This is a genomic window from Streptococcus oralis, assembly GCF_021497945.1.
GTDB classification, from domain to species: Bacteria; Bacillota; Bacilli; order Lactobacillales; family Streptococcaceae; genus Streptococcus; species Streptococcus oralis_BR.
In genome coordinates this window covers 1,463,090-1,489,148 of the sequence record NZ_CP046524.1, presented here as the reverse complement: position 1 = coordinate 1,489,148, position 26,059 = coordinate 1,463,090, and the positions used below count along the sequence as shown (strand labels likewise).

Annotated in this window: 21 protein-coding genes and 1 pseudogene; 16 read left to right on the top strand and 6 right to left on the bottom strand. The window is 41.0% G+C overall.

Translation table 11 applies throughout. The features are described from left to right. Positions 1-46 precede the first annotated feature (46 nt). The 15 genes and pseudogenes from GOM47_RS07550 to dtd all read left to right on the top strand — a co-directional run bounded on the left by GOM47_RS07550 (position 47) and on the right by dtd (position 19,527). Positions 47-4,105, top strand: a complete 4,059-nt coding sequence (locus GOM47_RS07550; protein WP_235080397.1) for a hypothetical protein — start codon at positions 47-49, stop codon at positions 4,103-4,105. After that, positions 4,092-4,274, top strand: a pseudogene (locus GOM47_RS07545) (type I restriction-modification system subunit M); the annotation flags it as partial. The gene GOM47_RS07550 and the pseudogene GOM47_RS07545, both read left to right, overlap by 14 nt. A gap of 103 nt (positions 4,275-4,377) precedes the next feature. Then, a complete protein-coding gene (locus GOM47_RS07540; RefSeq protein WP_235080396.1) occupies positions 4,378-4,782 on the top strand; it encodes a YbgA family protein in 405 nt (134 codons plus the stop codon). Next, the gene (locus GOM47_RS07535; RefSeq protein ID WP_235080395.1) at positions 4,766-5,128 is read left to right on the top strand and encodes a TIGR02328 family protein; all 363 of its coding nucleotides are present in this window, start codon (positions 4,766-4,768) and stop codon (positions 5,126-5,128) included. The genes GOM47_RS07540 and GOM47_RS07535 overlap by 17 nt, the downstream gene beginning before the upstream one ends. Positions 5,129-5,372: 244 nt before the next feature. After that, positions 5,373-7,622 (top strand): 5-methyltetrahydropteroyltriglutamate--homocysteine S-methyltransferase, encoded by a 2,250-nt coding sequence (metE, locus tag GOM47_RS07530; protein ID WP_235080394.1) that lies wholly within the window; start codon positions 5,373-5,375, stop codon positions 7,620-7,622. Positions 7,623-7,713: 91 nt separating this feature from the next. Further along, entirely contained in the window at positions 7,714-8,580 is an 867-nt protein-coding gene (metF, locus tag GOM47_RS07525) for a methylenetetrahydrofolate reductase [NAD(P)H] (protein ID WP_025168823.1), read from the top strand. Positions 8,581-9,046: 466 nt separating this feature from the next. Further along, the gene (gene pnp, locus GOM47_RS07520) at positions 9,047-11,260 is read left to right on the top strand and encodes a polyribonucleotide nucleotidyltransferase (protein WP_235080393.1); all 2,214 of its coding nucleotides are present in this window, start codon (positions 9,047-9,049) and stop codon (positions 11,258-11,260) included. A gap of 15 nt (positions 11,261-11,275) precedes the next feature. Further along, entirely contained in the window at positions 11,276-11,893 is a 618-nt protein-coding gene (gene cysE / locus GOM47_RS07515) for a serine O-acetyltransferase (protein WP_172931214.1), read from the top strand. Positions 11,894-11,904: 11 nt separating this feature from the next. Continuing rightward, positions 11,905-12,789 carry a GNAT family N-acetyltransferase gene (locus GOM47_RS07510; RefSeq protein WP_235080392.1) on the top strand — a complete coding sequence of 295 codons (885 nt, stop codon included), beginning with the start codon at positions 11,905-11,907 and terminating at the stop codon, positions 12,787-12,789. A gap of 81 nt (positions 12,790-12,870) precedes the next feature. Beyond that, the gene (cysS, locus tag GOM47_RS07505) at positions 12,871-14,214 is read left to right on the top strand and encodes a cysteine--tRNA ligase (protein ID WP_235080391.1); all 1,344 of its coding nucleotides are present in this window, start codon (positions 12,871-12,873) and stop codon (positions 14,212-14,214) included. Further along, a complete protein-coding gene (locus GOM47_RS07500; protein ID WP_235080390.1) occupies positions 14,207-14,593 on the top strand; it encodes a Mini-ribonuclease 3 in 387 nt (128 codons plus the stop codon). Before cysS ends, GOM47_RS07500 begins: the two co-directional genes overlap by 8 nt. A 3-nt stretch (positions 14,594-14,596) precedes the next feature. After that, positions 14,597-15,466, top strand: coding sequence for a helix-turn-helix domain-containing protein (locus GOM47_RS07495; RefSeq protein ID WP_235080389.1), 870 nt, complete (start codon positions 14,597-14,599; stop codon positions 15,464-15,466). 113 nt (positions 15,467-15,579) lie between these two features. After that, on the top strand, positions 15,580-16,710 hold the full coding sequence (locus GOM47_RS07490) for an ABC transporter ATP-binding protein (protein WP_000229944.1): 1,131 nt from the start codon (positions 15,580-15,582) through the stop codon (positions 16,708-16,710). Between the two features lie 138 nt (positions 16,711-16,848). After that, entirely contained in the window at positions 16,849-19,065 is a 2,217-nt protein-coding gene (locus tag GOM47_RS07485; protein WP_235080388.1) for a RelA/SpoT family protein, read from the top strand. 18 nt (positions 19,066-19,083) lie between these two features. After that, positions 19,084-19,527: a D-aminoacyl-tRNA deacylase gene (dtd, locus tag GOM47_RS07480; protein WP_235080387.1), complete on the top strand. Its 444-nt coding sequence runs from the start codon at positions 19,084-19,086 to the stop codon at positions 19,525-19,527. A 31-nt stretch (positions 19,528-19,558) separates the two neighbouring features. Here dtd and GOM47_RS07475 read toward each other — a convergent pair whose 3' ends face one another. The 6 genes from GOM47_RS07475 to GOM47_RS07450 all read right to left on the bottom strand — a co-directional run bounded on the left by GOM47_RS07475 (position 19,559) and on the right by GOM47_RS07450 (position 23,955). Next, complete coding sequence (locus tag GOM47_RS07475) at positions 19,559-19,972, bottom strand: hypothetical protein (protein ID WP_235080386.1); 414 nt, start codon at positions 19,970-19,972, stop codon at positions 19,559-19,561. Positions 19,973-20,079: 107 nt separating this feature from the next. Continuing rightward, positions 20,080-20,730 (bottom strand): metal-dependent transcriptional regulator, encoded by a 651-nt coding sequence (locus tag GOM47_RS07470; RefSeq protein WP_235080385.1) that lies wholly within the window; start codon positions 20,728-20,730, stop codon positions 20,080-20,082. An 83-nt stretch (positions 20,731-20,813) separates the two neighbouring features. Continuing rightward, positions 20,814-21,308, bottom strand: coding sequence for a thiol peroxidase (tpx, locus tag GOM47_RS07465; RefSeq protein ID WP_235080384.1), 495 nt, complete (start codon positions 21,306-21,308; stop codon positions 20,814-20,816). 120 nt (positions 21,309-21,428) lie between these two features. Beyond that, positions 21,429-22,361, bottom strand: a complete 933-nt coding sequence (locus GOM47_RS07460; RefSeq protein WP_084973118.1) for a metal ABC transporter substrate-binding protein — start codon at positions 22,359-22,361, stop codon at positions 21,429-21,431. 26 nt (positions 22,362-22,387) lie between these two features. Then, entirely contained in the window at positions 22,388-23,236 is an 849-nt protein-coding gene (locus GOM47_RS07455) for a metal ABC transporter permease (protein WP_000559793.1), read from the bottom strand. Then, a complete protein-coding gene (locus GOM47_RS07450; protein ID WP_235080383.1) occupies positions 23,233-23,955 on the bottom strand; it encodes a metal ABC transporter ATP-binding protein in 723 nt (240 codons plus the stop codon). The genes GOM47_RS07455 and GOM47_RS07450 overlap by 4 nt, the downstream gene beginning before the upstream one ends. 179 nt (positions 23,956-24,134) lie before the next feature. Between GOM47_RS07450 and GOM47_RS07445 the strand changes: the two genes are divergently transcribed. Further along, a complete protein-coding gene (locus GOM47_RS07445) occupies positions 24,135-26,027 on the top strand; it encodes a M13 family metallopeptidase (RefSeq protein ID WP_235080382.1) in 1,893 nt (630 codons plus the stop codon). Positions 26,028-26,059 lie beyond the last annotated feature (32 nt).

The following is a 26,059-nucleotide window of genomic DNA, read 5'->3' as shown; positions in this document are numbered from 1 at the left end:
TCAAATAATAAACAGTAATAATGAGATAGAAAAAGGGAGATTGTTGATGGAAAAAGAGTATAGGTTCCGTTCACTTACATCGAATAAAAATGTAGAAATTCAACTAGTCACATTACAAGCTTTGGAGTATGTTATAAGTGATGAATCAGAACCAACAAATGTCGCAATTACAGGGAACTATGGAGCTGGTAAAAGCAGTGTCATTGAGAGTTTTGAGAAGCGTTTGCAAAATAACAGCTCTCCCAAAATAGGAATTAAAGAAGTAATTGAGTTTTTTAAGAAATTTTTACATGATTGTCAATCAGAAAAAATAGGAATAAGAAGATTGATTGAGCTTCTAAAAAAAACTAAAAATAAAAAGTTTATCCATATTTCTCTTGCTCAGTATGATGAGACTATAAAAAATGAAGAAAAAGGACTTAATAACCGTCAAATAAATACAATTGAGGGAAAGATTATCAATCAATTACTCCATCAGATTGAACCTAACTCGATTAGAAAATCAATTTTTAAAACTCTTGATGCAGAGTCACAAATTCATCCTTGGAGGAATACGGCTTATTTATTTTCTTTATTGCTGCTGTTTCTGTATTCTTTCAATTTTAACACATGGGTTAATTTGATCAAGGAAGTCTCTTGGCTTTCTTGGACGACTGATGTAACTTCTAGATTATTAGCGCTCGCTATCATATTTGCGTTATTGTTATATGGAATTTTTTATTTATTAAAGCTACAAAGAGATATTGGATTCATTAAACACCTATCGCTAAAATCAGATAAAATAGAGACGGATATAGAAGTTTTTTCAAATGAGAATAGCAAAGTATCTTATTTTGATAGGTATTTGGATGACGTAATATATCTGTTTAAACAATCTAAGGCAGATGTCATAGTTTTTGAAGATATTGAGCGTTTCAATGATTCAAGAATCTTTGAAAAAATTAAGGAATTAAATATTGTTATTAATAGAAAAAGAGAAGTATGTAAAGAACCTAAACTGGTTTTCTTCTATCTTGTTAAAGATGATTTATTTGAGTCACAAGAACGAACGAAATTTTTTGATTTTATTATTCCAATAGTGCCTGTTGTAACGGCTTCAAATTCCTATGATAAGCTATCAGAAATATTAAATGATATGAAAATTTGTGAGGAATTAGATGAAAAGTTTTTATTTAATATCTCACTATACCTTGATGATATGCGTCTGATAAATAATATTTGTAATGAGTATTTGACCTATAAAGAAGTATTGAGTACTTTGAAATTAAATCCTGAGAAAGTATTTTCGATGATAGTGTATAAAAATATTTTCCCTAAAGACTTTTCGCTTTTACAAAAAAATCAAGGATATTTATTTGAACTATTGAACTCAAAAGAAATAGCATTAAAAAATCGTAGGGAGGAATTAAATAGTAAGATAAAAGAATTGGAGAAAAAGATAGAGAAGGCAGATGAAGAACAATTAAACGATGAGCTTGAATTATATGGAACTATTTTGAAAGTACCATATGGGAGAAAAGTAATTAAAGTAAATAGAAAATTTGAATCAGATTTTTCAACGCGCTCAGATTATATAAAAGAGTTACTTGCAGATGAAAGTGAAATATGCTCCTTTGACAGTTATTACAATGCACATTATAATCAAAATGAACGTAATGAGGATATTGATTCTGTATTCCCAGATATAAATACTCCAGAATTTCAAGAGCGTTTAGAGAATATTAGGAATAAGAAGCTCATAGAAAAATTGGAAAAAGAAATTAAGAAAATGAACGATGAGCTTGAGAAACTAGATAGTTATAGATTATCAGATGTTTACCAATATGCTACAGATATTGATGATTTTAAAAGTAATTTTACCAAAGAAATAAGAAATAACCCTCAATCCTCAATAATTTCTTTCCTAATTAGAAATGCTTATATTGATGAGAGCTATCAAGATTATTTGAATCATTTCTATGAGAATACGATAACGGTAGAAGAAAAAGAATATTTAAGAAATGTTGTTTCTGGACGTGATGGTAATTATGATATCTCTTTAACCAATACAAATGAAATAGTTAATCGCTTGGCGATTAAAGATTATAGATATAGTTATGTGCTAAATTATAATTTATTTGACTATTTACTAAATTCCAAAAAAGAAAATGATAATGAGTGTTTAGCTCAAATATTTAAACAAGAGAATGTTTTGGATTTCTTGATTAACTTTTATAATACATTAGATAGAGCTACATCAGGTCAAGGTGTAATTTATAAAAAAGAGACTATTAAATTATTTTTTAAGAAATGGTTGGAGCACAATGTTAGTCTTTTTAACGAGTATTTAGAAATTAAAAATGGAGGATATGCTGCTCCAAATAAAAATAGTCTAATACTATCATTGATGAATTTAGTTGATTTGAGTGACATTCCTGAAAAAACAAAAGTATTGATTTCAGGATATATAAATGATAATCAAGAGCTTCTTTCTCCAAATATGAGTTATGAAATTCAGCAGTTTACTAAAAATTTATCAAATATTGAGATAAAAGTTAGAGAATATGCACAGCGTATTTATGAATCCTTATTAGATGAAAAAAAACTTACAGATTATAAAGAAATAATGAATTATATCTATCGGAATGATTTATATTCGATTTCTGAGAATAATTTGAAATTTTTTATAAAATGGAACTTGGGAAAAAGATATACTGATTATGAATATACTCACAAGAATTTTGAACTTATTAATAAAAATATTGAATTGAAATCACTTTTGGATTACTGTTTAGTTTCGGAAGATAATTTGTTACAATATGCCAATGTTTATATAAAAATATCAAATGGGAAAATGGATGATGATTCTTCTTATATTGAACACTTGCTTAAACATGATATTTTATTTAGAGTTGAGGATTACGAAGATGAGGAATCAACACCTGCCGTAAGTATATTCAATAGTATTCCAGAATTGTCCATTAAATATACTATAGAGAAGTTTGAAGGATTATCTAATGATATAACACTGATAAAATATCTTGTACTGCTTAAAAAAGGGCAAGTTAATTCTGAGATTGTTTGCTCCTACTTTTCTTTATTTAGGAATATTGCTGAATATCTGGTTCCTTTTATTAATCAAGATCCTAATTTTGTATTGAACCGAGAAATTTTTGTACAACTTGATGAGGAAGTACAGGAAGATTTTTTTGTTCAAATTGTATCTGAAGATAATCTGAACTTAACTATATATAGAACAATGCTTACATCAATGCAATGGCATTACGAAAACTTTGATGTAACGGGGCTTTCAGATGATAGATTGGAAGTTTTGATAGATTTGAATGTTATAAAATTTAATGCTAATAATCTTAAGTTCATCAGAGAAAAATATCCATCAATGAAAAATTATTTCATTTCAAGGAATATTGAAAAGTATCTTGAGATTGAAGAAGACGTTCATGATGAAACGGAACTCAATGATTTGTTGCAATATGAGGAAATAGATGATTCCTACAAGCTACAAATAATAGATTCTCTGGATTATGTAAGCATAAAAAATAAGCAATTTTCTCTTGAACTTGTTGCTCATATCCTTGATTCTAAATTTGATATAGATGATTTAAGTTATATAATTAGTTCCAATTATTATGACAATGCAGATGAATCTATCAAAATTAAGATAAGACAGTTAGCTAAAGAAAACTGGGATGACTTGATTAGATTAGATAGTGAAGAAATTAGTATTCAGTTATGCCGAGAGTTATTGGCTATGGACGATATTGAATCTTCAGATCGTACAAGTCTGCTCAAGGATAATTTACTATCTAATCCTGAAATCTCAACACATAGGTTAGCTTTGTTAGGGGAATATCTAGATCTATTTGAACTGTGGGAGATAATGGATTTTTTGGGAGATTCTGATGTATATAACGAATGGGAAAAAGCTTTTGAAAAATTAAATAGGAACGAAAAAGGAAACAATGTTGTCACGGTTAAGAAAAACAATTTCAACGAAAAGATGAGAAGTTATCTTTTATCTAAGGGCTTGATTAGCAGTTCGTCCATTCAACCTCTAGGAATTCGGTTGAATGGTTTTAGAGACGGTGAGATTAAGTACTGGTGAGGAAGAAGAAGTCGAGCCGCTGACAGACATCGTCAGCAAGATTAACGAGACAAATAAAGCAATCGAAAGACAAACAGCTGCATTACTTGAAATGCTCGGTCAACTCCACGGAACCACACCAGAAGCCGATGCCGAGCTCAAAGAGTTTTTGAAACACTTTAAAGGGTGATGGAGCCAATTGATTCGCTCATATTCCGCTGATAATTCGCTCATTTTTAGGATACAACTTTGTTTCCATATTTCCTGGAAACTGATAAAAAGCAAGGAGAAAGATGGAACAAACTAACCAAAAATCCCAGTGCCAGAAACTCTGGGCTAGAAACAAATACCTTGTTTTGAGTCATTCCAGTAATATTTACAATGACATTCGCCAATACTTGAAGAATGAAGAGGTGGAGCTGAATCTGGTTCAAGAACTGATCGACCGTGCCTGTCAAATCCCAGAACACAGGGGTCAGGTTTGCAATGCCTTTCAGCATATTTGGGGCTATTTCAAAAAGAAAGCGACAGATGCTGAGCGCAAAGACTGCATGCTCTTGCTGGATCGCTACCGCTTTGGTCAAGCTTCTAAGCAAGATTTGATTGCTAAGACGAGGGAGTTGCTTGAACGCTATCCAAACACCTACTTGCAACATTCGACTTTACTGAAAGGAGACGCCCATGAGACTTTGGCATGAGGCTTTGATTTCACAACTTCCCCGTCCTCAACTCTTGGGGCAACATCGAGAGTGTTGCGCCCTGCGTGGCAATGGCTGGGGCAGAAAGCATGCGACGGTGGACTATGTCTTTACCCACTCGCCTTATCGTCTCTATGCTTATCATCGCTTGATCATGGAGGAGATGGCTGGACGTGGCTATAATGTCAGTCTAGAATGGTTGGACAAGAACTACCGTGGCAAGATCTGCCCTCCTTATCAAGACTTGTTTGAGGAAAAGCTGAATAGCCCCATCTATAGCGAACATGACGACACCTACTATGAGGACTGTCTGGCTAATCTCCGAGAGAAGGGGATCAACCTATAGTCTTTTCTAATAACAAGCCATAGTCACTTATAAGAAACATAAATAGCTCGTTTGAGCATTCCAACTAAAATACAGCCACAAAACAAGCTATACAAAGGATTTGAGACACTGGTCTCAAGTCTTTTTCAGTTGTCTAAAAGAGTGATATAGTTTCAAACTATATCAAAGCCTAATTATTTACAATTATACAGACAGTTTCTTTTCTGTTAAGATAGTTTCAACAACAAATTTTGGAGGACACATCATGTCAACTACGATCATCGGTTTCCCTCGTTTGGGCGAATTCCGCGAATTAAAATTTACAACTGAAAAATACTTTAGAAAAGAAATCTCAGAAGAAGAACTCTTGGCTGCGGCTAAAGAATTGCGCGCGAAACACTGGAACATTGTCAAAGAAAAAGGTATCACTGAAATTCCATCAAATGACTTTTCTCACTATGACAACTTCCTAGATGCAGCTTTCCTCTTCAACGTGGTGCCTGCATCTGTTCAAAACTTGGACTTGTCTGACCTTGAGCGCTACTTTGCTTTGGCGCGTGGTTACCAAGGTGAAAAAGGGGATGTTCGTGCCCTTCCGATGAAGAAATGGTTCAACACTAACTACCACTACATCGTTCCTAAGTTTGAAAAAGATACTCAAGTAAAATTGGCTGGTCACAAGATTTTCGATGAGTTCCAAGAAGCAAAAGAACTTGGTCTTAACACTCGTCCTGTTCTTGTAGGTCCATTCACTTTCCTTCAATTGTCAGACTTTGAAGAAGACGTGAAAGCTGAAGACTTCGTAGACAGCTTAGTGGCTGCTTACCAAGAAGTTTTTGCTAAATTGGCTGAACTTGGTGCGACTCGTATTCAACTGGACGAAGCGGCTCTTGTCAAAGATTTGACAGCTGAAGAAAAAGTTCTCTTCTTGAACCTCTACAACAAACTCTTGGCTGATAAAAAAGGTCTTGAAGTCTTGCTTCAAACTTACTTCGGAGACGTTCGTGACGTCTACTCTGACCTTGTGAACTTGCCAGTAGATGCCATCGGTCTTGACTTCGTTGAAGGTAAGAAAACTCTTGAACTCGTTAAAGGTGGCTTCCCAGCTGACAAGACTCTCTATGCAGGGATCGTCAATGGTAAAAACATCTGGCGCAACAACTACGAAAAGAGTTTGGCTGTTCTTGAGCAAATCCCAGCTGAAAACATCGTATTGACAAGCTCATGCTCACTTCTTCATGTGCCATTTACAACTGCTAACGAAGAATTTGAACCAGCTATCTTGAACCACTTTGCCTTTGCAGTTGAAAAATTGGAAGAACTTCGTGATTTGGATGCTATCCGCAATGGTCAAGGTGCAGAAGCTCTTGCTGCTAATAAGGAACTCTTTGCGACTGAGCGTGTGGGTGAAAATGCAGAACTTCGTGCACGCATCGCTGGATTGACAGACGCTGACTACACTCGTTTGCCAGCCTTTGCTGAACGTGAAGCCATCCAAGAAGAAGCCTTTAAACTTCCAGCCCTTCCAACAACAACCATCGGTTCATTCCCTCAAACTAAGGAAGTCCGTGCCAAACGTTTGGCTTACCGTAAGGGTGAATTGTCACAAGAAGAGTACGACGCTTTCCTTGCTGAAACCATCGACGAATGGATCAAATGGCAAGAAGAAGTTGGATTTGACGTGCTTGTACACGGTGAGTTCGAGCGTAACGACATGGTTGAGTACTTCGGTCAAAACTTGTCAGGTTACCTCTTCTCTAAGAATGGTTGGGTACAATCATACGGTATGCGTGGGGTGAAACCACCAATCATTTGGGGTGATGTAACTCGTCTTAACCCAATCACTGTCAAATGGTCTAGCTATGCTCAAAGCCGTACTGACAAACCTGTTAAAGGTATGTTGACTGGACCGGTTACCATCCTTAACTGGTCATTCCCACGTGAAGACATCTCTATCAAGGATTCTACTCTTCAAATCGCTCTTGCTATCAAGGATGAAGTGCTTGACCTTGAAGCTGCAGGTGTGAAAATCATCCAAATCGACGAGGCTGCTCTTCGTGAGAAATTGCCACTCCGTCGTAGCGACTGGTACGAAGACTACCTTGACTGGGCTATTCCAGCCTTCCGCTTGGTACACTCAACAGTAGCGCCAGATACTCAAATCCACACTCACATGTGTTACTCAGAATTTACAGATATCATCCCAGCTATCGACAACATGGATGCGGACGTTATTTCCTTTGAAGCAAGCCGTTCAAACCTTGAAATCTTGGACGAACTCAAAGCGAAAAACTTCCAAACAGAAGTGGGACCTGGGGTTTACGATATCCACTCTCCTCGTGTGCCAAATGAAGGCGAAATTGACCACACAATCGATGCTATTCTTGCCAAAGTTCCAAGCAAGAAAGTTTGGATCAACCCTGACTGTGGTTTGAAAACACGTGGTATTCCAGAAACAAAAGAAAGCTTGATCCGCCTTGTCGAAGCAGCAAAAGCTGCGCGTGAGAAATTGTAAGATAAGATTTCTCTCTTGACCCTGACTGATCAAGGAACTGTTGGCCTAGCTGCTCAGCAATCATGAAATCAAAAAGAAAAGGATAATGACTATGTCACGCCAAACGCCGTCACTTTCATTTGAAGTGTTCCCTCCAAACCCAGCTGTGGGTAACGATAAAATTATTTCAGCCTTGCAGGATATGCGGGAGCTGACACCGCACTTTATCAGTGTGACCGCCAGCAATAATAAGTTTAATATCAAGGAAACAACGGTTCGTTTGGCTGACTTTATCCAGAATGATTTGGCGATTCCAACTATTGCCCACTTGCCAGCTATCTATCTGACCAAGGAAAAGGTTGCTGAAACCATTGCAGACTTGGATAAGGTTGGGGTACAGAAAATCTTGGCCCTGCGTGGAGATATCATCCCAGATGTGGAACCACAAAAGGATTTCCGCTATGCAACGGACTTGATCGAGTTCATCAAGGAACAAGCCCCTCACTTTGATATTGTTGGCGCTTGCTATCCAGAAGGGCACCCTGACTCGCCAAACCAGATCTCGGATATTCAAAATCTCAAGAAGAAAGTGGATGCAGGCTGTTCAAGCCTTGTAACGCAGCTTTTCTTTGACAATGAGCGTTTCTACGATTTTCAAGATAAGTGTACCTTGGCAGGGATTGATGTTCCTATTCATGCGGGTATCATGCCCATTCTGAACCGTAATCAAGCCCTTCGTCTCTTGAAAACGTGTGAGAATATCCATCTTCCACGAAAATTCAAGGCCATCTTAGACAAGTATGAGCATGACCCTGAGTCGCTCAGAGCAGCAGGACTTGCCTATGCTGTGGATCAGATCGTGGACTTGGTGACCCAGGATGTCGCAGGTGTGCATCTCTACACCATGAATAATGCTGAAACAGCCAAATACATCCACCAAGCAACCCATGCCTTGTTTAATCATCAGTCTTTAGGGTAATTGATTCTTTTAGCACTGAGACGACAGCTTGTCATTCACTTGCTTTTAAATAAAAAATGACAGTTGCGAGAGCCAAAGAATTCGCTAAATAAAATAAACAACAAACCATTCCTCTTTTCATGGGGGAATGGTTCCTTTTTAATAGAAAAGCCCGCACTTTTTAAGAAAAATATGATAAAATAGACTCTGTACGTACTTGATACAAAGATGAGGGTATAAACAGATTCTTAGCTATTCAAATCTGCTATGCTATAAAAGATACAAATGCTAAAGAATAATATTTTTAAACTTTTCAAGGTATTTAGATAGTTGAACACGGGCTAAATCCCTAGTGAAAAAGATAGATTTCCTGGTGTGCATCGCACACTGCGCCAATCTCCTATTTTCATACGGGATTCTTTACGCCCTTTGTATCCTGATTTTTGTAGGCAAGGCGTATAATTTCATCAATCCAAAGGGGATTAAAATGACAAAACAAGTGTTTCAAACGACTTTTGCGGGTCGTGAGTTAATCGTAGAGACTGGTCAGGTTGCCAAGCAAGCAAACGGAGCTGTTGTCGTGCGTTACGGTGAGTCAACTGTCTTGACTGCAGCCGTCATGTCTAAGAAAATGGCAACTGGGGATTTCTTCCCACTCCAAGTCAACTATGAAGAAAAAATGTATGCGGCTGGGAAGTTTCCTGGAGGCTTTATGAAACGTGAAGGACGTCCTTCAACAGATGCGACCTTGACAGCGCGTTTGATTGACCGTCCAATCCGCCCTATGTTTGCGGAAGGTTTCCGTAATGAAGTGCAAGTCATCAATACGGTTCTTTCTTATGATGAAAATGCATCTGCACCAATGGCGGCTATGTTTGGTTCATCCTTGGCGCTTTCTATCTCAGACATTCCTTTTGACGGACCAATCGCTGGGGTACAAGTGGGTTATGTTGATGGCCAAATCATCATCAACCCTACTCAAGAACAGGCAGAGCAATCGCTTCTTGAATTGACAGTAGCTGGGACCAAGCATGCTATCAACATGGTTGAGTCTGGTGCCAAGGAACTGTCTGAAGATATCATGTTGGAAGCCCTTCTGAAAGGGCACGAAGCAGTCAAAGAATTGATTGCCTTCCAAGAAGAAATCGTTGCGGCAGTCGGTAAAGAAAAAGCAGAAGTGGAATTGCTTCATGTAGACGCTGACTTGCAAGCTGAAATCATTGCAGCTTACAACAGCGACCTCCAAACAGCGGTCCAAGTAGAAGAAAAATTGGCTCGTGAAGCTGCAACTCAAGCAGTTAAAGACCAAGTAACAGCGGTTTACGAAGAAAAATATGCAGACCATGAAGAATGTGACCGTATCATGCGAGATGTGGCTGAAATCTTGGAACAAATGGAACACGCTGAAGTGCGCCGTTTGATTACAGAAGATAAGGTGCGTCCTGACGGTCGTAAGGTCGATGAAATCCGTCCTTTAGATGCGCAGGTTGACTATCTTCCTCGTGTACACGGTTCCGGTCTTTTCACTCGTGGACAAACTCAAGCCCTTTCAGTCTTGACTTTGGCTCCGATGGGAGAAACTCAAATCATCGATGGTTTGGACCCAGAGTACAAGAAACGCTTTATGCACCACTATAACTTCCCGCAATACTCTGTAGGGGAAACTGGTCGTTATGGTGCGCCAGGTCGTCGTGAAATTGGTCACGGTGCTCTCGGTGAGCGTGCTCTTGCGCAAGTTTTGCCAAGCTTGGAAGAATTCCCATATGCGATCCGCTTGGTAGCTGAAGTATTAGAATCAAACGGTTCTTCTTCTCAAGCTTCAATCTGTGCGGGAACTCTTGCCCTTATGGCTGGTGGTGTGCCAATCAAGGCGCCAGTAGCTGGTATTGCCATGGGTCTCATCTCAGATGGAAATAACTACACAGTATTGACAGATATCCAAGGTTTGGAAGACCACTTTGGAGACATGGACTTTAAGGTTGCAGGTACTCGCGACGGGATTACAGCCCTTCAAATGGATATCAAAATTCAAGGAATTACTGCAGAAATCTTGACTGAGGCTCTTGCTCAAGCCAAAAAAGCGCGTTTTGAAATCCTTGATGTGATTGAAGCAACTATTCCAGAAGTTCGTCCAGAATTGGCTCCAACTGCTCCGAAAATTGATACCATCAAGATTGATGTCGACAAGATCAAGATTGTCATCGGTAAGGGTGGAGAAACCATCGACAAGATTATCGCTGAAACAGGCGTTAAGATTGATATCGACGAAGAAGGAAATGTGTCCATCTACTCTAGCGACCAAGATGCCATTAACCGAACCAAAGAAATCATCGCTGGCTTGGTTCGTGAAGCCAAAGTGGATGAAGTTTACCATGCTAAAGTTGTTCGTATCGAGAAATTCGGTGCCTTTGTCAATCTCTTTGACAAGACAGATGCCCTCGTTCACATCTCAGAAATGGCTTGGACTCGTACCAACCGTGTCGAGGACTTGGTAGCTATCGGTGATGAAGTCGACGTTAAGGTTATCAAGATTGATGAAAAAGGCCGTATTGATGCCTCTATGAAAGCTCTTCTTCCTCGTCCACCAAAACCTGAGCATGATGAAAAAGGCGAAAAGTCTGAACGTCCTCACCGTCCACGTCATCACAAGGACCACAAACCTAAGAAAGAATTTACAGAAACACCAAAAGATTCAGAATAAGAAAAGGAGAAATGTATGGGATGGTGGCGCGAAACCATTGATATCGTAAAAGAAAATGATCCAGCGGCCCGCACCACTTTGGAGGTTTTGCTGACTTATCCAGGTGTCAAGGCCTTGGCGGCCCACCGTCTTTCCCATTTTCTCTGGAAGCATGGCTTCAAACTCCTGGCTCGTATGCACAGTCAGTTTTGGCGCTTCTGGACCCAGATCGAGATACATCCGGGTGCTCAGATTGATTCAGGTGTCTTTATCGACCACGGTTCAGGCTTGGTGATTGGAGAGACAGCGATTGTTGAAAAAGGCGTTCTTCTCTATCACGGAGTGACTCTTGGTGGAACAGGGAAAGACTGTGGCAAACGCCATCCGACTGTACGAAAGGGAGCACTCATATCAGCCCATGCCCAAGTTATCGGGCCTGTAGAAATCGGTGAAAATGCCAAGGTCGGTGCAGCAGCAGTTGTCGTGGCAGACGTGCCTAGTGATGTGACAGTTGTCGGTATTCCAGCCAAGATTGTCCGCCTTCATGGTAAGAAGGATGAGCCTGTCATTCACGAAGTCGAAGAAAAACGAGAGTACTACGTCAATAAACTCGAGCAGGCTAAAGAAGCCAGTCACAGATCGTCTGGTTTGTAGAGGGTATCTATATGATTCAAGCAAGAAACAAGTTAAGCCAAGAGGAGTTATCTGAGGCGAAAAAACTAATTAATTGTTGCCAATCCCATGATGGAACTTATCGTGATCCCTATCTCTCTAACATGCTTAATTTTGACCCAAACATACCCGCCTTTTTCCTTTATTATGAAAAAGGCGAACTTGTTGGTCTATTAACCGTCTATGCTGATGACCAAGATGTGGAAGTGACGATACTGGTTCATCCAAATCATCGCCGTCAGGGAATTGCGCGTGCTTTGTTTACGAGTTTTGAGAAAGAAACGGCTTCTTTCCCTATTCGTTCAGTTACTTTTCAGACAGAACGTATTTTTCTAGAGCGTCATCCTGATTTTGTCAGCAACTGGGGATTGGTCGAGGATGAAGAGACAGAAACCTGGTTAGGTAAGGATAGAAGACCTTATCAGTTAGCAAAACTTTCCAATATTGAAGTTTTGTTAGCAGATAGTTCGTATCAGGAGCAAATTAGCCAGTTAAAATTTCAGGCATTTTCAGAGGAACATGAATCGAGAGAAGTTGCGGATAGATATGTCGCCGAAGCTCTGAAAGATCCAGAAAGTCGCCTATATATTTTATTAAAAAACGGTCAGATTATTGGAACTTGCACGGTAGATTTATCGACTAATACGAATTACCTCTATGGTTTGGTAATATCGGAACCTGAACGTGGAAAAGGCTATGGAAGCTACTTAGCAAAATCTCTAGTCAACCAACTGATTGAGCAAAATGATAAGGAATTTCAGATTGCAGTAGAGGATAGCAACGTAGGTGCCAAGTGCTTGTATGAAAAAATCGGCTTTGTCAAACAGACTCAGGTGGTTTATCTGAATGAGAAAGGAGCAAGGGATTCCGAAGTGTAGAGATATTCGGACTGAAATTCAATTGAACTTTTAGTGATGAAACTAACAGTTCTTGGATTTTAGCTTTCCTGATTATGATTTATGATTAAAATCTATGACACCATGTCTCGTGATTTGCGAGAATTTGTCCCTATCGAGGACGGCAAGGTTAAGATGTATGTCTGTGGGCCAACCGTCTACAACTATATCCACGTGGGGAATGCCCGTTCGACGGTGGCTTTTGATACCATTCGTCGTTATTTTGAGTACCGTGGGTATGAGGTTACCTATATTTCCAATTTTACGGATGTGGATGATAAGATTATCAACCGTGCCAAGGAAGAAGGCATCACGCCTCAGGAAGTGGCGGACAAGTACATCGCTGCCTTTCGTGAGGACGTGACAGCCTTGGGTGTCAAACCTGCTACCCGCCATCCGCGTGTAGTGGAGTTTATGGCGGACATTATCCGTTTTGTGGAAGACTTGATTGAGAAAGGCTTTGCCTATGAGAGTCAAGGGGATGTTTACTTCCGTGTGGAAAAATCCCACAACTATGCTAGATTGGCCAATAAAACCTTGGAAGATTTGGAGCTAGGTGCTTCAGGTCGTACCGATGAAGAAACGGCTCGCAAGGAAAATCCTGTAGACTTTGCCCTTTGGAAAGCTGCCAAACCAGGCGAGATTTCTTGGGATAGTCCTTGGGGACCTGGTCGTCCGGGCTGGCATATCGAGTGTTCGGTTATGTCGACAGAGATTCTAGGTGATACCATTGATATCCACGGTGGTGGAGCAGACCTTGAGTTTCCTCACCACACTAATGAAATTGCCCAGTCAGAAGCAAAAACAGGCAAGACTTTCGCCAACTACTGGATGCACAATGGCTTTGTCAACATCGATAATGTCAAGATGTCCAAGTCCTTGGGCAACTTTATCACCGTACACGATGCCCTTAAAACTATTGATGGACAAGTGCTTCGTTTCTTCTTTGCGACCCAACATTATCGCAAGCCAATCAACTTTACGGAAAAAGCAGTGCGTGATGCGGAGACTAATCTCAAGTATCTGAAGAACACTTATGAGCAGCCATTTACTGGGAGTGTTGATGTCCAAGAGTTACAAGCCTTTAAAGATAAGTTTGTAGCCGCTATGGATGAGGATTTCAACTCTGCCAACGGCATCACAGTTGTCTTTGAAATGGCCAAGTGGATCAACTCAGGAAACTATGATGCAAGTGTTAAGGAAGCTCTTGCAGATATGTTGGAAGTCTTTGGGATTGTCTTTGTAGAGGAAGTTTTGGATGCAGACATTGAAGCCTTAATCCAAAAACGTCAAGAAGCGCGTGCTAATCGTGACTTTGCGACAGCGGACCAAATCCGTGATCAATTGGCTGCTCAAGGGATTAAGCTACTTGACACCAAGGATGGAGTGAGGTGGACTCGTGATTGATGTCAATCTCATTAACGGGATTGCGCTGGCTTTTGAGGGAGATGCAGTTTACTCCATGTATATTCGTCGCCATCTCATCCTTAAAGGCATGACCAAACCCAATAAACTCCACCAAGAGGCGACCAAGTATGTGTCAGCCAAGGCTCAGGCTCGCTTGATTGCCCTTATGTTAGAAGAGCAAGTCCTGACGGAAAAGGAAGAAGAAATCTACAAACGTGGTCGCAATACCAATAGCCACACAAAGGCTAAAAATGCTGATGTGGTGACTTACCGTATGTCTACTGGCTTTGAAGCAGTGATGGGCTATCTCCATCTGACTGAAAATGTGGAGCGTCTAGAGACCATAATTTCTTGGTGCATCCAAAAAGTGGAGGACTAGGATATGATTGCAAAGGAATTACAAGACTGGTTTCCTGAAGCTCAGATTTCAGATCAGCCAGTAGAGAAACCAGGCTATCTCACTCTCCCTTTAGCTTCTCAGAAGTGGATTTTACTGGAGGAAGCTGGGCTCAGCGAGCGTGAAAAGCAGCTGGTTGCCCTTTTGACCCAGCAAGAGCAGGCTCGTTCGCTCAATCCTTGGTATTCCTATCTGATTGAGGGGAAGGGGCAGGCACCGCAAACATTTAAAAAAATTCAGTTGGTTTATTGCCATCTTTCCTATTTCCAACAGGAAAATCTAGCTTCTTGGCTAGACATGATGCGGACTCTTTTTCCCAACTGCCAGACGGTGCTACAGGTCGGTGCTCAGGATTATGTATTTGTGCTTCAACAAGATAAGTACAGCTCTGTCCGCTCAATCTTATCCGATACGATTGAGGCAGTTGAGTATGACTTTGGTCTTCGTCTGTCTATCATGTTGGGGCAGGTCTGGTCACAGGCTGGGTATCAGGCTCTGTCCGACTTGATCAAAGCGGAGCGGGATTTGTTTAAGACTTGGTGGCGTCAGGGCCATCAAGGAGTTCACACTTTTTCACAGCTCTATCTTTGGAGTATGGGGGAAAGACTTGTGGACCTGAAGGTAATCAAGGAATGCCTGCACCAGATGATCTTGGATCAGGACCAGATTCAGGAAATCATTCTCTCCCTTTGGGAAAACAGTGCTGTTCTGACTAAAACAGCCCAGCAACTCTATCTGCATCGCAATTCTCTCCAATACAAGATTGATAAATGGGAAGAATTGACAGGGCTTCAGTTGAAGGAGTTGACGGACCTTACCTTGTGTTATCAGTTGATTTTACCAGATATTCTCTAAAGTTTTGTGCAAGTTGCACAGAACTTTTTTATTTTTTTGGTCATCTTGCCATAGAAAAGTAAAGCGTTTTCATATATAATGAAACTATCAAAATACAAAAGGAGTTCACCTCAATGGTAGAATTAAATCTTAAAAATATTTACAAAAAATATCCAAACAGCGAACACTATTCAGTTGAAGACTTCAACTTGGACATCAAAGACAAAGAATTTATCGTTTTCGTAGGTCCTTCAGGATGTGGTAAATCAACAACTCTTCGTATGATCGCTGGTCTTGAAGACATTACAGAAGGTACTGCATCTATCGATGGCGTGGTTGTCAACGACGTAGCTCCAAAAGACCGTGACATCGCCATGGTATTCCAAAACTACGCTCTTTACCCACACATGACTGTATATGACAACATGGCTTTCGGTTTGAAATTGCGTAAATACAGCAAGGAAGACATTGACAAACGTGTGCAAGAAGCGGCAGCAATTCTTGGTTTGAAAGAATTCTTGGATCGTAAACCTGCTGACCTTTCAGGTGGTCAACGTCAACGTGTTGCCATGGGTCGTGCGATCGTCCGTGATGCAAAAGTATTCTTGATGGACGAACCTTTGTCAAACTTGGATGCCAAACTTCGTGTATCTATGCGTGCTGAAATCGCGAAAATCCACCGTCGTATCGGAGCTACAACTATCTACGTAACCCACGACCAAACAGAAGCGATGACTCTTGCAGACCGTATCGTTATCATGTCAGCAACTAAAAACCCAGCTGGTACAGGTACTATCGGACGTGTTGAACAAATCGGTACCCCTCAAGAGGTTTATAAAAACCCAGTTAACAAATTTGTAGCAGGATTCATCGGAAGCCCAGCTATGAACTTCATCAATGTGAAACTAGTTGGTAGCGAAATTGTTTCTGACGGTTTCCGCTTGAAAGTACCAGAAGGAGCTTTGAAAGTTCTTCGTGACAAAGGCTACGAAGGAAAAGAATTGATCTTCGGTATCCGTCCAGAAGATGTGAATGCAGAACCTGCTTTCCTTGAAACATTCCCAGAATCTGTTGTTAAAGCAACTATCTCAGTATCAGAATTGCTTGGTTCAGAATCTCACCTTTACTGCCAAGTTGGTAAAGATGAATTTGTTGCCAAAGTGGATGCTCGTGACTACTTGCAAACAGGTGCAACAGTTGAACTCGGATTTGACTTGAACAAAGCACACTTCTTCGATGTAGAAACTGAAAAAACAGTCTACTAAGCAAATGAAATGTCAAAACACTGCTAGAGAAATCTTGCAGTGTTTTTTTAATGATTGGTATTGGCATAAAAACAGGCTTTTCTAGTTTTCATATCCTTAAAAAAGTGATAAAATGGTAGGAAGAATTGGAGAGTATAGATGCCGAAAGAAGTGAATTTGACGGGCGATCAGGTAGTCGCTTTAACGAAAGAATATTTAACAAAGGAAGACGTTGCTTTTGTACAAAAAGCATTGATTTACGCAGTTGATTGTCATAGTGGGCAGTTTCGGAAATCAGGTGAGCCCTATATTATCCATCCCATTCAGGTAGCAGGCATTCTGGCTAAGCTCAAGCTGGATGCCGTAACCGTTGCTTGTGGTTTTTTGCATGACGTGGTTGAAGACACAGATGCGACACTGGATGATCTAGAGAGAGAGTTCGGTCATGATGTTCGGATTATCGTTGATGGGGTGACCAAGCTTGGTAAGGTTGAGTACAAATCATTTGAGGAACAATTGGCTGAAAATCACCGCAAGATGCTTATGGCCATGTCAGAGGATATCCGTGTTATCTTGGTTAAATTATCGGACCGTTTGCACAATATGCGGACTCTCAAACACCTTCGAAAGGACAAGCAAGAGCGTATCTCCAGAGAAACCATGGAAATTTATGCACCACTTGCTCATCGTCTAGGGATTTCCAGTGTCAAGTGGGAGTTGGAAGATCTATCTTTCCGTTACCTCAATCCAACTGAGTTTTACAAGATCACTCATATGATGAAGGAAAAACGCAGAGAGCGTGAGGCTTTGGTCGATGAAGTCGTGACAAAGTTAGAGGACTACACTTCCGAACGCAATCTAAAAGGGAAAATCTATGGCCGTCCCAAGCATATCTACTCTATCTATCGCAAGATGCAGGATAAGAAGAAACGCTTTGAGGAGATTTATGACCTGATTGCCATTCGCTGTATCTTGGATACCCAGAGTGATGTTTACGCCATGCTGGGTTATGTGCATGAACTTTGGAAACCTATGCCAGGCCGTTTCAAAGACTATATCGCAAACCGTAAGGCCAATGGTTACCAGTCTATCCATACGACTGTCTATGGACCAAAAGGACCGATTGAATTCCAGATTCGTACCAAGGAAATGCACGAAGTGGCTGAGTACGGGGTTGCGGCTCACTGGGCTTATAAGAAAGGCATTAAAGGGCAGGTCAACAGCAAGGAATCTGCTATTGGGATGAACTGGATCAAGGAGATGATGGAGCTCCAGGATCAGGCTGATGATGCCAAGGAATTTGTGGACTCTGTTAAGGAAGAGTATCTGGCGGAGGAGATTTACGTCTTTACTCCAGATGGTGCAGTTCGCTCCCTTCCAAAAGATTCAGGCCCGATTGATTTTGCCTATGAAATCCATACCAAAGTCGGTGAAAAAGCAACTGGTGCTAAGGTCAATGGCCGTATGGTTCCTCTGACAACCAAGCTCAAGACAGGGGATCAGGTTGAAATTATCACCAACCCCAACTCTTTTGGCCCGAGTCGTGACTGGCTCAACATGGTTAAGACCAGCAAGGCACGCAACAAGATTCGTCAGTTCTTTAAAAACCAAGACAAGGAATTGTCTGTTAATAAGGGACGCGAACTGCTGATTAATCAGCTCCAAGAGAATGGCTATGTGGCTAATAAGTATATGGACAAGCGGCACATGGACCAAGTCCTTCAAAAGACCAGCTACAAGACAGAAGACTCCCTCTTTGCTGCTATTGGTTTTGGAGAAATCAGTGCTATTACCGTCTTTAACCGTCTGACTGAAAAGGAACGCCGTGAGGAGGAACGTGCCAAAGCTAGGGCAGAGGCTGATGAGTTAGTTAAGGGTGGTGAGGTTAAGGTTGAGAATAAGGAGAAGCTCAAGGTCAAGCATGAGGGCGGTGTGGTGATTGAAGGTGCTTCAGGTCTCCTAGTACGGATTGCTAAGTGTTGCAATCCCGTTCCTGGTGATGACATTGTTGGCTATATTACCAAGGGTCGTGGTGTGGCCATTCACCGTGTGGACTGTATGAACCTTCGCGCCCAAGAAAACTACGAACAACGTCTCCTTGATGTGGAATGGGAAGATCAATACTCAAGCAAGGAATATATTGCCCACATCGATATCTACGGCCTCAACCGTACAGGTCTCTTAAATGATGTTCTACAAGTTCTTTCCAACACGACCAAGAATATCTCAACCGTTAATGCCCAACCAACTAAGGATATGAAATTTGCCAATATCCATGTCTCCTTTGGCATCTCAAACCTCTCAACTCTAACGACAGTAGTTGATAAGATTAAAAGTGTGCCAGAAGTCTACTCTGTCAAACGAACCAATGGCTAAGATCTAGAAAGGATTTTTATGAAAATCATCATTCAACGAGTTAAGAAAGCTCAAGTGAGTATTGAAGGTCAGGTTCAGGGAAAAATCAATCAGGGACTCTTATTACTGGTTGGTGTTGGCCCAGAGGACCAAGAGGAAGATTTGGACTATGCTGTGAGAAAGCTCGTCAACATGCGGATTTTTTCAGACGCGGAAGGCAAGATGAACCTGTCTGTTAAGGATATTGAGGGCGCAATTCTTTCTATTTCTCAGTTTACCCTCTTTGCGGACACTAAGAAGGGCAATCGTCCCGCCTTTACAGGTGCAGCCAAGCCAGATATGGCAGTCGCCTTTTATGAGCATTTCAATCAAAAGCTAGCACAAGAAGTGCCCGTTCAGACAGGCATCTTTGGAGCGGATATGCAGGTTGAGCTGGTCAATGACGGACCAGTCACCATTATCCTTGATACAAAAAATAGATAAGAAAACCAAGCCCAGCTGGCTTGGTTTTTGTTTAGAAACAATCGCATAAAGAAATGTGTTTGTCGTAAAAGTCTGGATAGTTTTCTCTTAGGTAGTTAGCCGTCAGATAATAAAAAGTAGAATGACAAGCAGTGACGATTGGCATAAGAGAGGAAAATCGCTGAGAACTAGCGAAGGTTAAAAGGACAAATAATAGAAAATCGCTGATGAGCACCCCTAAATAATAGAGGCGAATTTTTTTGTTAATCTGAGGATAAATCTCAACGAAATGATGTTTGAGTCGGTTGACTAAGCGAAATAGCAGTAGTCCCTGAGCAAGGATGAAAATAAAGCCAGAGAGTAGCATCCACTCTACAGAGGGATCGGTTTTGGAGATAAAAATTGCTAATAGTAGCAAATCACTGAGTGCAATGGTTGCAAAATGGATTCTAAAGAGCTTTTTCATAAGATGACCTCCCTCTTTTCTCTAACTTTATTCTACACCAAAAGAATGGGACTTACAACTAAAATAATAAAAAATCCCTGAAAGAAGTTTCTTTCAGGAATAAGGGGTTAGTTGATTTTTTCGACATAGAGTTGTTTGGCGATATCGATGCTAACTTGGAGGTCTTCACCTTTGTTGACCAGTGTAAAAGTATTGGAAAAATTATCAAACTGTTTGACTTGGAGTTGGTCACCGATATGAATGTCATGCTTTTCTAAGTATTTGAGTAGATCAAAGCTATCATGAACCCGAGTCAGGAGATAGGTTCCAGCCTCTTTAGTATCTGCTAGAGGTAGGTTGTTGATCTCAACCAAGAGTTCTCCTTTAGCAGGAATAGTTCCACCGTGGGGACAGGTTTGAGGGAAGCCAAGCAGTTTATCCAATCTCTCCACAAAGAGGTCAGAGACAGTGTGCTCTAGGACCTCAGCTTCTTCGTGGATTTGATCGCTGGTATAGTCTAGATGGTGAACTAGAAAGACTTCAATCAAACGGTGTTTACGATAGAGCTCAGAGACCAGTTTGAGGCCAATATCTGTCAATAGATAGCCGTTCTCCTTATCCTTGAGGATGAGATTTTCACTTTTCATGCGTTTGATCATCTCTGTTACGGCAGGTGGAGAGACCTGCATACGGGCAGCAATTTCTTTATTGGTGATTTTTTGCATTTCCGTACCGATTTCATAAATACATTTTAGGTAGTCTTCTTTATTTGGCGTCATTCGTTTCCTCTTGTCTTTTCTCTCCATCTAGTATATCAAAAAAAGCTAGATTTCTCTAGCCTTCTGCCATAATGGCTTTGATTTTAGTCCAGTTCTTTAACTGCAGCAATGGCAGCTTCAAAGTCTGGTTCCGTGTTGATGTTGTCAACGTATTCTACATAACGGATGACATTGTTAGCATCGAGAACAAAGACGGCGCGTGCAAGGAGATGCCATTCGTTGATCAAGAGGGCATAATCGCGCCCGAAAGAATGGTCAAAGTAGTCTGAAAGCATGATGGCATTGTCAAGGCCTTCAGCCCCGCACCAGCGTCCTTGGGCAAATGGTAGGTCCATAGAAACAGTAAGAACGACGGTATTGTCGAGGTTAGCTAGTTCTTGGTTGAATCGACGTGTTTGCGTTGAGCAGATACCAGTATCGATAGAAGGGACAACACTCAAGACTTTTTTCTTTCCATCAAAGTCAGCTAGCGTTTTTTTAGAGAGATCGGTTGTCGTAAGAGAAAAGTCAAGTGCCTTGTCTCCGACTTGCAGTTGTTTACCTGTAAAAGTTACAGGATTTCCGAGAAAAGTGGTCATGAACTACTCCATTCTTTTTTCTTTCATTTTACCGAGAATTGTCAGATTTTTCCAATGATTTGACCGGAAAGTGAAAACAAAAAAACGCCTGTTCATGTGAGAACGACGTTTTTTAATGGATTATTTTGACAAACCTTCAGCAATCTTGTCAAGGTTGTATTTCATCATGTTGTAGTAGCTGTCGCCTTCTTTACCTTCTTCAGCGATTGAGTCAGTAAAGATTTGTGCGTAGATTGGGATATTTGTGTCTTGTGAAACAGTCTTCATTGGACGGTCATCGACACTTGACTCAACAAAGAGAGATGGAACTTTTGTTTGGCGAAGTTTTTCAACCAAGGTCTTGATTTGTTCAGGCGTACCTTCTTCTTCCGTGTTGATTTCCCAGATGTAGGCACTTGGGACACCGTAGGCTTTAGAGAAGTATTTGAAGCATCCTTCGCTGGTTACGATAAGTTTCTTCTCAGCAGGGATATTGTTAAATTTCTCTTTGGCTTCCTTGTCCAGTTTGTCTAGTTTTTCAGTATAGTCTTTGAGATTTTTTTCGTAGAATTCCTTGTTGCTAGGATCCTTAGCGATTAGCTGTTTAGCGATATTTTTAGCATAAATCATCCCATTTTCAAGGTTGAGCCAAGCGTGTGGGTCTTCTTTGCCTTTCTCGTTTTGGCCTTCAAGGTAGATGATGTCTACACCGTCGCTAACTGCAAAGTAGTCTTTGTTTTCAGTTTTCTTGGCATTTTCGACCAATTTGGTAAACCAAGCATTGCCACCAGTTTCAAGATTGATTCCGTTATAGAAAATCAAATCAGCTTGAGAAGTTTTCTTAACGTCTTCAGGAAGTGGTTCGTATTCGTGTGGGTCTTGACCAACAGGAACGATACTGTGAAGATCAATCTTGTCACCAGCGATATTTTTGGTAATATCAGCGATGATTGAGTTAGTCGCTACAACCTTTAGTTTTTGGTTTGTAGATGCTGTATCTTTTTTCCCGCTAGCACAGGCAGCTAATCCAATGATAGAAAGAAAAAGAACAAGCAAAGTACCTAATTTTTTCATTAGATTCCTCCAGAAGGGTTTCCCCGTTATTTAATGATTTTTTTGTTTTTCAGTTTCAAGTATCGTTGCTTAGGAGAGATAAAGAAACTGATTAGAAAGAAGCTGGCGGATGTGAGCACGATGCTGGATCCTGCTGCGAGATTGAAACTATAGCCGATAAAGAGCCCTACAACAGAAGCCAGAGCTCCTAGGCCTGATGAAAGAAAAATCATGCTCTTTAGGCTATTAGCATAAAGGTAAGCCGTCGCAGCTGGGGTGATCAACATGGCCACGATAAGAATGGTTCCAACACTTTGCATGGCAGTGACTGACACAAGGGTCAAGAGCACCATGAGCAGATAGTGGTAGAAATTAACGGGCATTCCCATGGCTTTAGCCAGAAGCTCGTCAAAGGATGTAATCAATAGTTGTTTAAAGAAAATCCCGATAATCAAGAGAATCAATGCCCCCATACCAATGGTAATCCACATGTCTGTATCTTGGACAGCGAGGATATTCCCAAAAAGGATATGGAAGAGGTCTGTCGAACTCTTGGCAACACTAATCAAGATGACACCTAAGGCTAAGAAAGATGAAAAGGTAATACCAATGGCAGTGTCACTCTTGATGATAGAGTTTCCCTTGATGTAGGTAATGATGATGGAAGCCATCAAACCAAAGATGATCGCTCCAATAAAGAAATCAATTCCCAGGATAAAGGAAAGGGCTACGCCAGGCAAAACTGCGTGAGAGATGGCATCCCCCATGAGAGACATTCCGCGTAGGATGATAAAACATCCCACGGCTCCAGCAACGACTCCGATGACAATAGCTGTGATCAAGGCGTTTTGTAGGAAATGGAAATTTTGCAATCCATCGATAAATTCTGCTATCATAGGTCACCTCCATTGAAAAAGAGTTTGCTACCGTAGGCCTTTTTGAGATTGGCCTCGGTAAAGGTTTCTTCGGTCGGACCAAGGTCTATTAATTCTCGATTGAGAAGCAAAACTTGGTCGAAATAATGGGGGACTTTACTGAGGTCATGATGGACGATGAGAACTGTTTTACCAGCTTTTTTAAGGTCTCTCAGCGTATTCATGATAATCTCTTCACTGATCGAGTCAATCCCGGCAAAAGGCTCATCTAAAAAGATGTAGTCAGCTTCCTGCACTAAGCAACGGGCAATCAAAACACGTTGGAATTGTCCTCCTGAGAGCTGGCTGATTTGGCGATCAGCATAGTCTGAGAGTCCAACGATTTCAAGTGCATCTGCCACTTTTTTCCAGTGGCTAGCTTTTAAGGTGTGAAAGAGCGGTATGGATGGATAGAGTCCTAGAGAGACACATTCCTTGACCTTGATAGGGAAATTGTAGTCGATATGGATTTTTTGCTCGACATAGGCAACTCGATTTAAAGATTTCTTGACTTCTTTGTCGTCGAGAAAGGCCTGACCTTCATGTGGGATAATTCCCAACATACCTTTTAATAAAGTTGATTTTCCAGCACCATTTGGACCAATAATTCCGGTAATAGTTGGTCCGTGGAGCACTAGTGAAATATCCTTTAGTGCCAGCGTTTCTTTGTAGGAGACGCTGAGGTGTTCAATACGTATCATAACAAATTCCTCCCTCCCGTATTTAATATACATTAAAAAAAAAATTAAGTCAAGTTAATTTTTAAAAAATTTAATAAAATAACAATAAAATGAAAGATATAAGAAATTTATTTTTGATTGCATTCCCTAGATTTTTTTGCTAAGCTAGGAATAAGTGAAAATATGAAAGCGAGAACAAGATGACACGTTATCAAGATGATTTTTATGACGCTATTAATGGCGAATGGGAAAAAACAGCTGTGATTCCAGCTGATAAATCACGAACAGGTGGTTTTATTGACCTTGACGAGGAAATTGAAGAGTTGATGCTGGCGACTACGGACAAGTGGTTGGCGGGTGAAGAGGTTCCAGAGGATGCTATCCTCGCCAACTTTGTTAAGTACCATCGTATGGTGCGTGATTTTGACAAGAGAGAAGCAGATGGGATCAAGCCTGTTTTGCCAATGCTCAAGGAATACCAAGACTTGGAGAGTTTTGCAGATTTTACCAGTAAACTGGCAGAGTTTGAACTAGCAGGGAAGCCGAACTTCCTTCCATTTGGTGTATCACCAGACTTTATGGATGCCAGAATCAATGTTCTTTGGGCCAGTGCACCAGGAACTATCTTGCCAGATACAACTTACTACGCTGAAGACCATCCTCAGCGTGAGGAGCTCTTGACTCTTTGGAAGGAAAGTACTACGAATCTTCTCAAAGCCTATGATTTTTCAGATGAGGAAATCGCAGACTTACTAGAGAAACGATTAGAATTGGACCGTCGCATTGCAGCTGTGGTGCTTTCTAACGAAGAAAGTTCAGAATATGCCAAACTCTACCATCCATATGCTTATGAAGATTTCAAGAAATTTGCCCCTGCCCTACCTTTGGATGATTTCTTCCAAGCAGTTCTTGGACAAACTCCAGACAAGGTCATCGTAGATGAAGAACGTTTCTGGCAAGCAGCAGACCAATTCTATAGTGAAGAAGCGTGGCCTCTACTCAAAGCAACCTTGATTTTGGGTGTGGTGAATCTCTCAACAAGCTATCTCACAGACGAGATTCGTGTCCTGTCAGGTGCCTATGGTCGTGCCCTTTCAGGTGTTCCAGAAGCTCAGGACAAGGTCAAGGCAGCTTATCACTTGGCCCAAGGTCCTTTCAAGCAAGCTCTTGGTCTCTGGTATGCGCATGAAAAATTCTCCCCAGAAGCTAAGGCAGACGTAGAGAAAAAAGTAGCGACTATGATTGACGTTTATAAGGAACGCTTGGCCAAGAACGACTGGCTCACGCCTGAAACACGTGACAAGGCCATTGTCAAACTCAATGTCATCAAGCCTTATATCGGTTATCCAGAGGAATTGCCAGAACGCTACAAGGACAAAGTCGTGGACGAAACTGCCAGTCTCTTTGAGAATGCCCTATCCTTTGCGCGTGTGGAAATCAAGCACAGCTGGAGCAAGTGGAACCAACCGGTTGATTACAAGGAGTGGGGCATGCCTGCTCACATGGTCAATGCCTACTACAATCCTCAGAAGAACTTAATTGTTTTCCCAGCTGCTATTTTACAGGCTCCATTCTATGACTTGCATCAGTCGTCTTCTGCCAACTACGGAGGGATTGGTGCTGTTATTGCCCACGAAATCTCTCATGCTTTCGACACAAATGGTGCTTCTTTTGATGAAAATGGTAGCCTCAAGGATTGGTGGACGGAGAGCGACTATGCAGCCTTTAAAGAAAAAACGCAGAAAGTCATTGACCAGTTTGATGGACAAGAATCTTACGGCGCAACGATTAACGGGAAACTAACTGTATCAGAAAATGTTGCTGACTTGGGCGGGATTGCTGCAGCCCTTGAAGCTGCTAAGAGAGAACCAGACTTCTCAGCTGAAGAATTCTTCCACAACTTTGCTCGTATCTGGCGTATGAAAGGCCGTCCTGAGTTGATGAAACTCATGGCCAGTGTCGACGTGCACGCGCCTGCCAAACTCCGTGTCAATGTGCAAGTGCCAAACTTCGATGACTTCTTTACAACCTATGATGTCAAAGAAGGCGATGGTATGTGGCGTTCACCAGAGGACCGTGTGATTATTTGGTAAGACAAAAACCAAGGAAATTATCCTTGGTTTTT

Coding starts and splice junctions, on each gene's coding strand:
- GOM47_RS07550 (WP_235080397.1), top strand. CDS start 47: ATGGAAAAAGAGTATAGGTTCCGTTCACTTACATCGAATAAAAATGTA.
- GOM47_RS07540 (WP_235080396.1), top strand. CDS start 4,378: ATGGAACAAACTAACCAAAAATCCCAGTGCCAGAAACTCTGGGCTAGA.
- GOM47_RS07535 (WP_235080395.1), top strand. CDS start 4,766: ATGAGACTTTGGCATGAGGCTTTGATTTCACAACTTCCCCGTCCTCAA.
- metE (WP_235080394.1), top strand. CDS start 5,373: ATGTCAACTACGATCATCGGTTTCCCTCGTTTGGGCGAATTCCGCGAA.
- metF (WP_025168823.1), top strand. CDS start 7,714: ATGTCACGCCAAACGCCGTCACTTTCATTTGAAGTGTTCCCTCCAAAC.
- pnp (WP_235080393.1), top strand. CDS start 9,047: ATGACAAAACAAGTGTTTCAAACGACTTTTGCGGGTCGTGAGTTAATC.
- cysE (WP_172931214.1), top strand. CDS start 11,276: ATGGGATGGTGGCGCGAAACCATTGATATCGTAAAAGAAAATGATCCA.
- GOM47_RS07510 (WP_235080392.1), top strand. CDS start 11,905: ATGATTCAAGCAAGAAACAAGTTAAGCCAAGAGGAGTTATCTGAGGCG.
- cysS (WP_235080391.1), top strand. CDS start 12,871: ATGATTAAAATCTATGACACCATGTCTCGTGATTTGCGAGAATTTGTC.
- GOM47_RS07495 (WP_235080389.1), top strand. CDS start 14,597: ATGATTGCAAAGGAATTACAAGACTGGTTTCCTGAAGCTCAGATTTCA.
- GOM47_RS07490 (WP_000229944.1), top strand. CDS start 15,580: ATGGTAGAATTAAATCTTAAAAATATTTACAAAAAATATCCAAACAGC.
- GOM47_RS07485 (WP_235080388.1), top strand. CDS start 16,849: ATGCCGAAAGAAGTGAATTTGACGGGCGATCAGGTAGTCGCTTTAACG.
- dtd (WP_235080387.1), top strand. CDS start 19,084: ATGAAAATCATCATTCAACGAGTTAAGAAAGCTCAAGTGAGTATTGAA.
- GOM47_RS07475 (WP_235080386.1), bottom strand. CDS start 19,972: ATGAAAAAGCTCTTTAGAATCCATTTTGCAACCATTGCACTCAGTGAT.
- GOM47_RS07470 (WP_235080385.1), bottom strand. CDS start 20,730: ATGACGCCAAATAAAGAAGACTACCTAAAATGTATTTATGAAATCGGT.
- tpx (WP_235080384.1), bottom strand. CDS start 21,308: ATGACCACTTTTCTCGGAAATCCTGTAACTTTTACAGGTAAACAACTG.
- GOM47_RS07460 (WP_084973118.1), bottom strand. CDS start 22,361: ATGAAAAAATTAGGTACTTTGCTTGTTCTTTTTCTTTCTATCATTGGA.
- GOM47_RS07455 (WP_000559793.1), bottom strand. CDS start 23,236: ATGATAGCAGAATTTATCGATGGATTGCAAAATTTCCATTTCCTACAA.
- GOM47_RS07450 (WP_235080383.1), bottom strand. CDS start 23,955: ATGATACGTATTGAACACCTCAGCGTCTCCTACAAAGAAACGCTGGCA.
- GOM47_RS07445 (WP_235080382.1), top strand. CDS start 24,135: ATGACACGTTATCAAGATGATTTTTATGACGCTATTAATGGCGAATGG.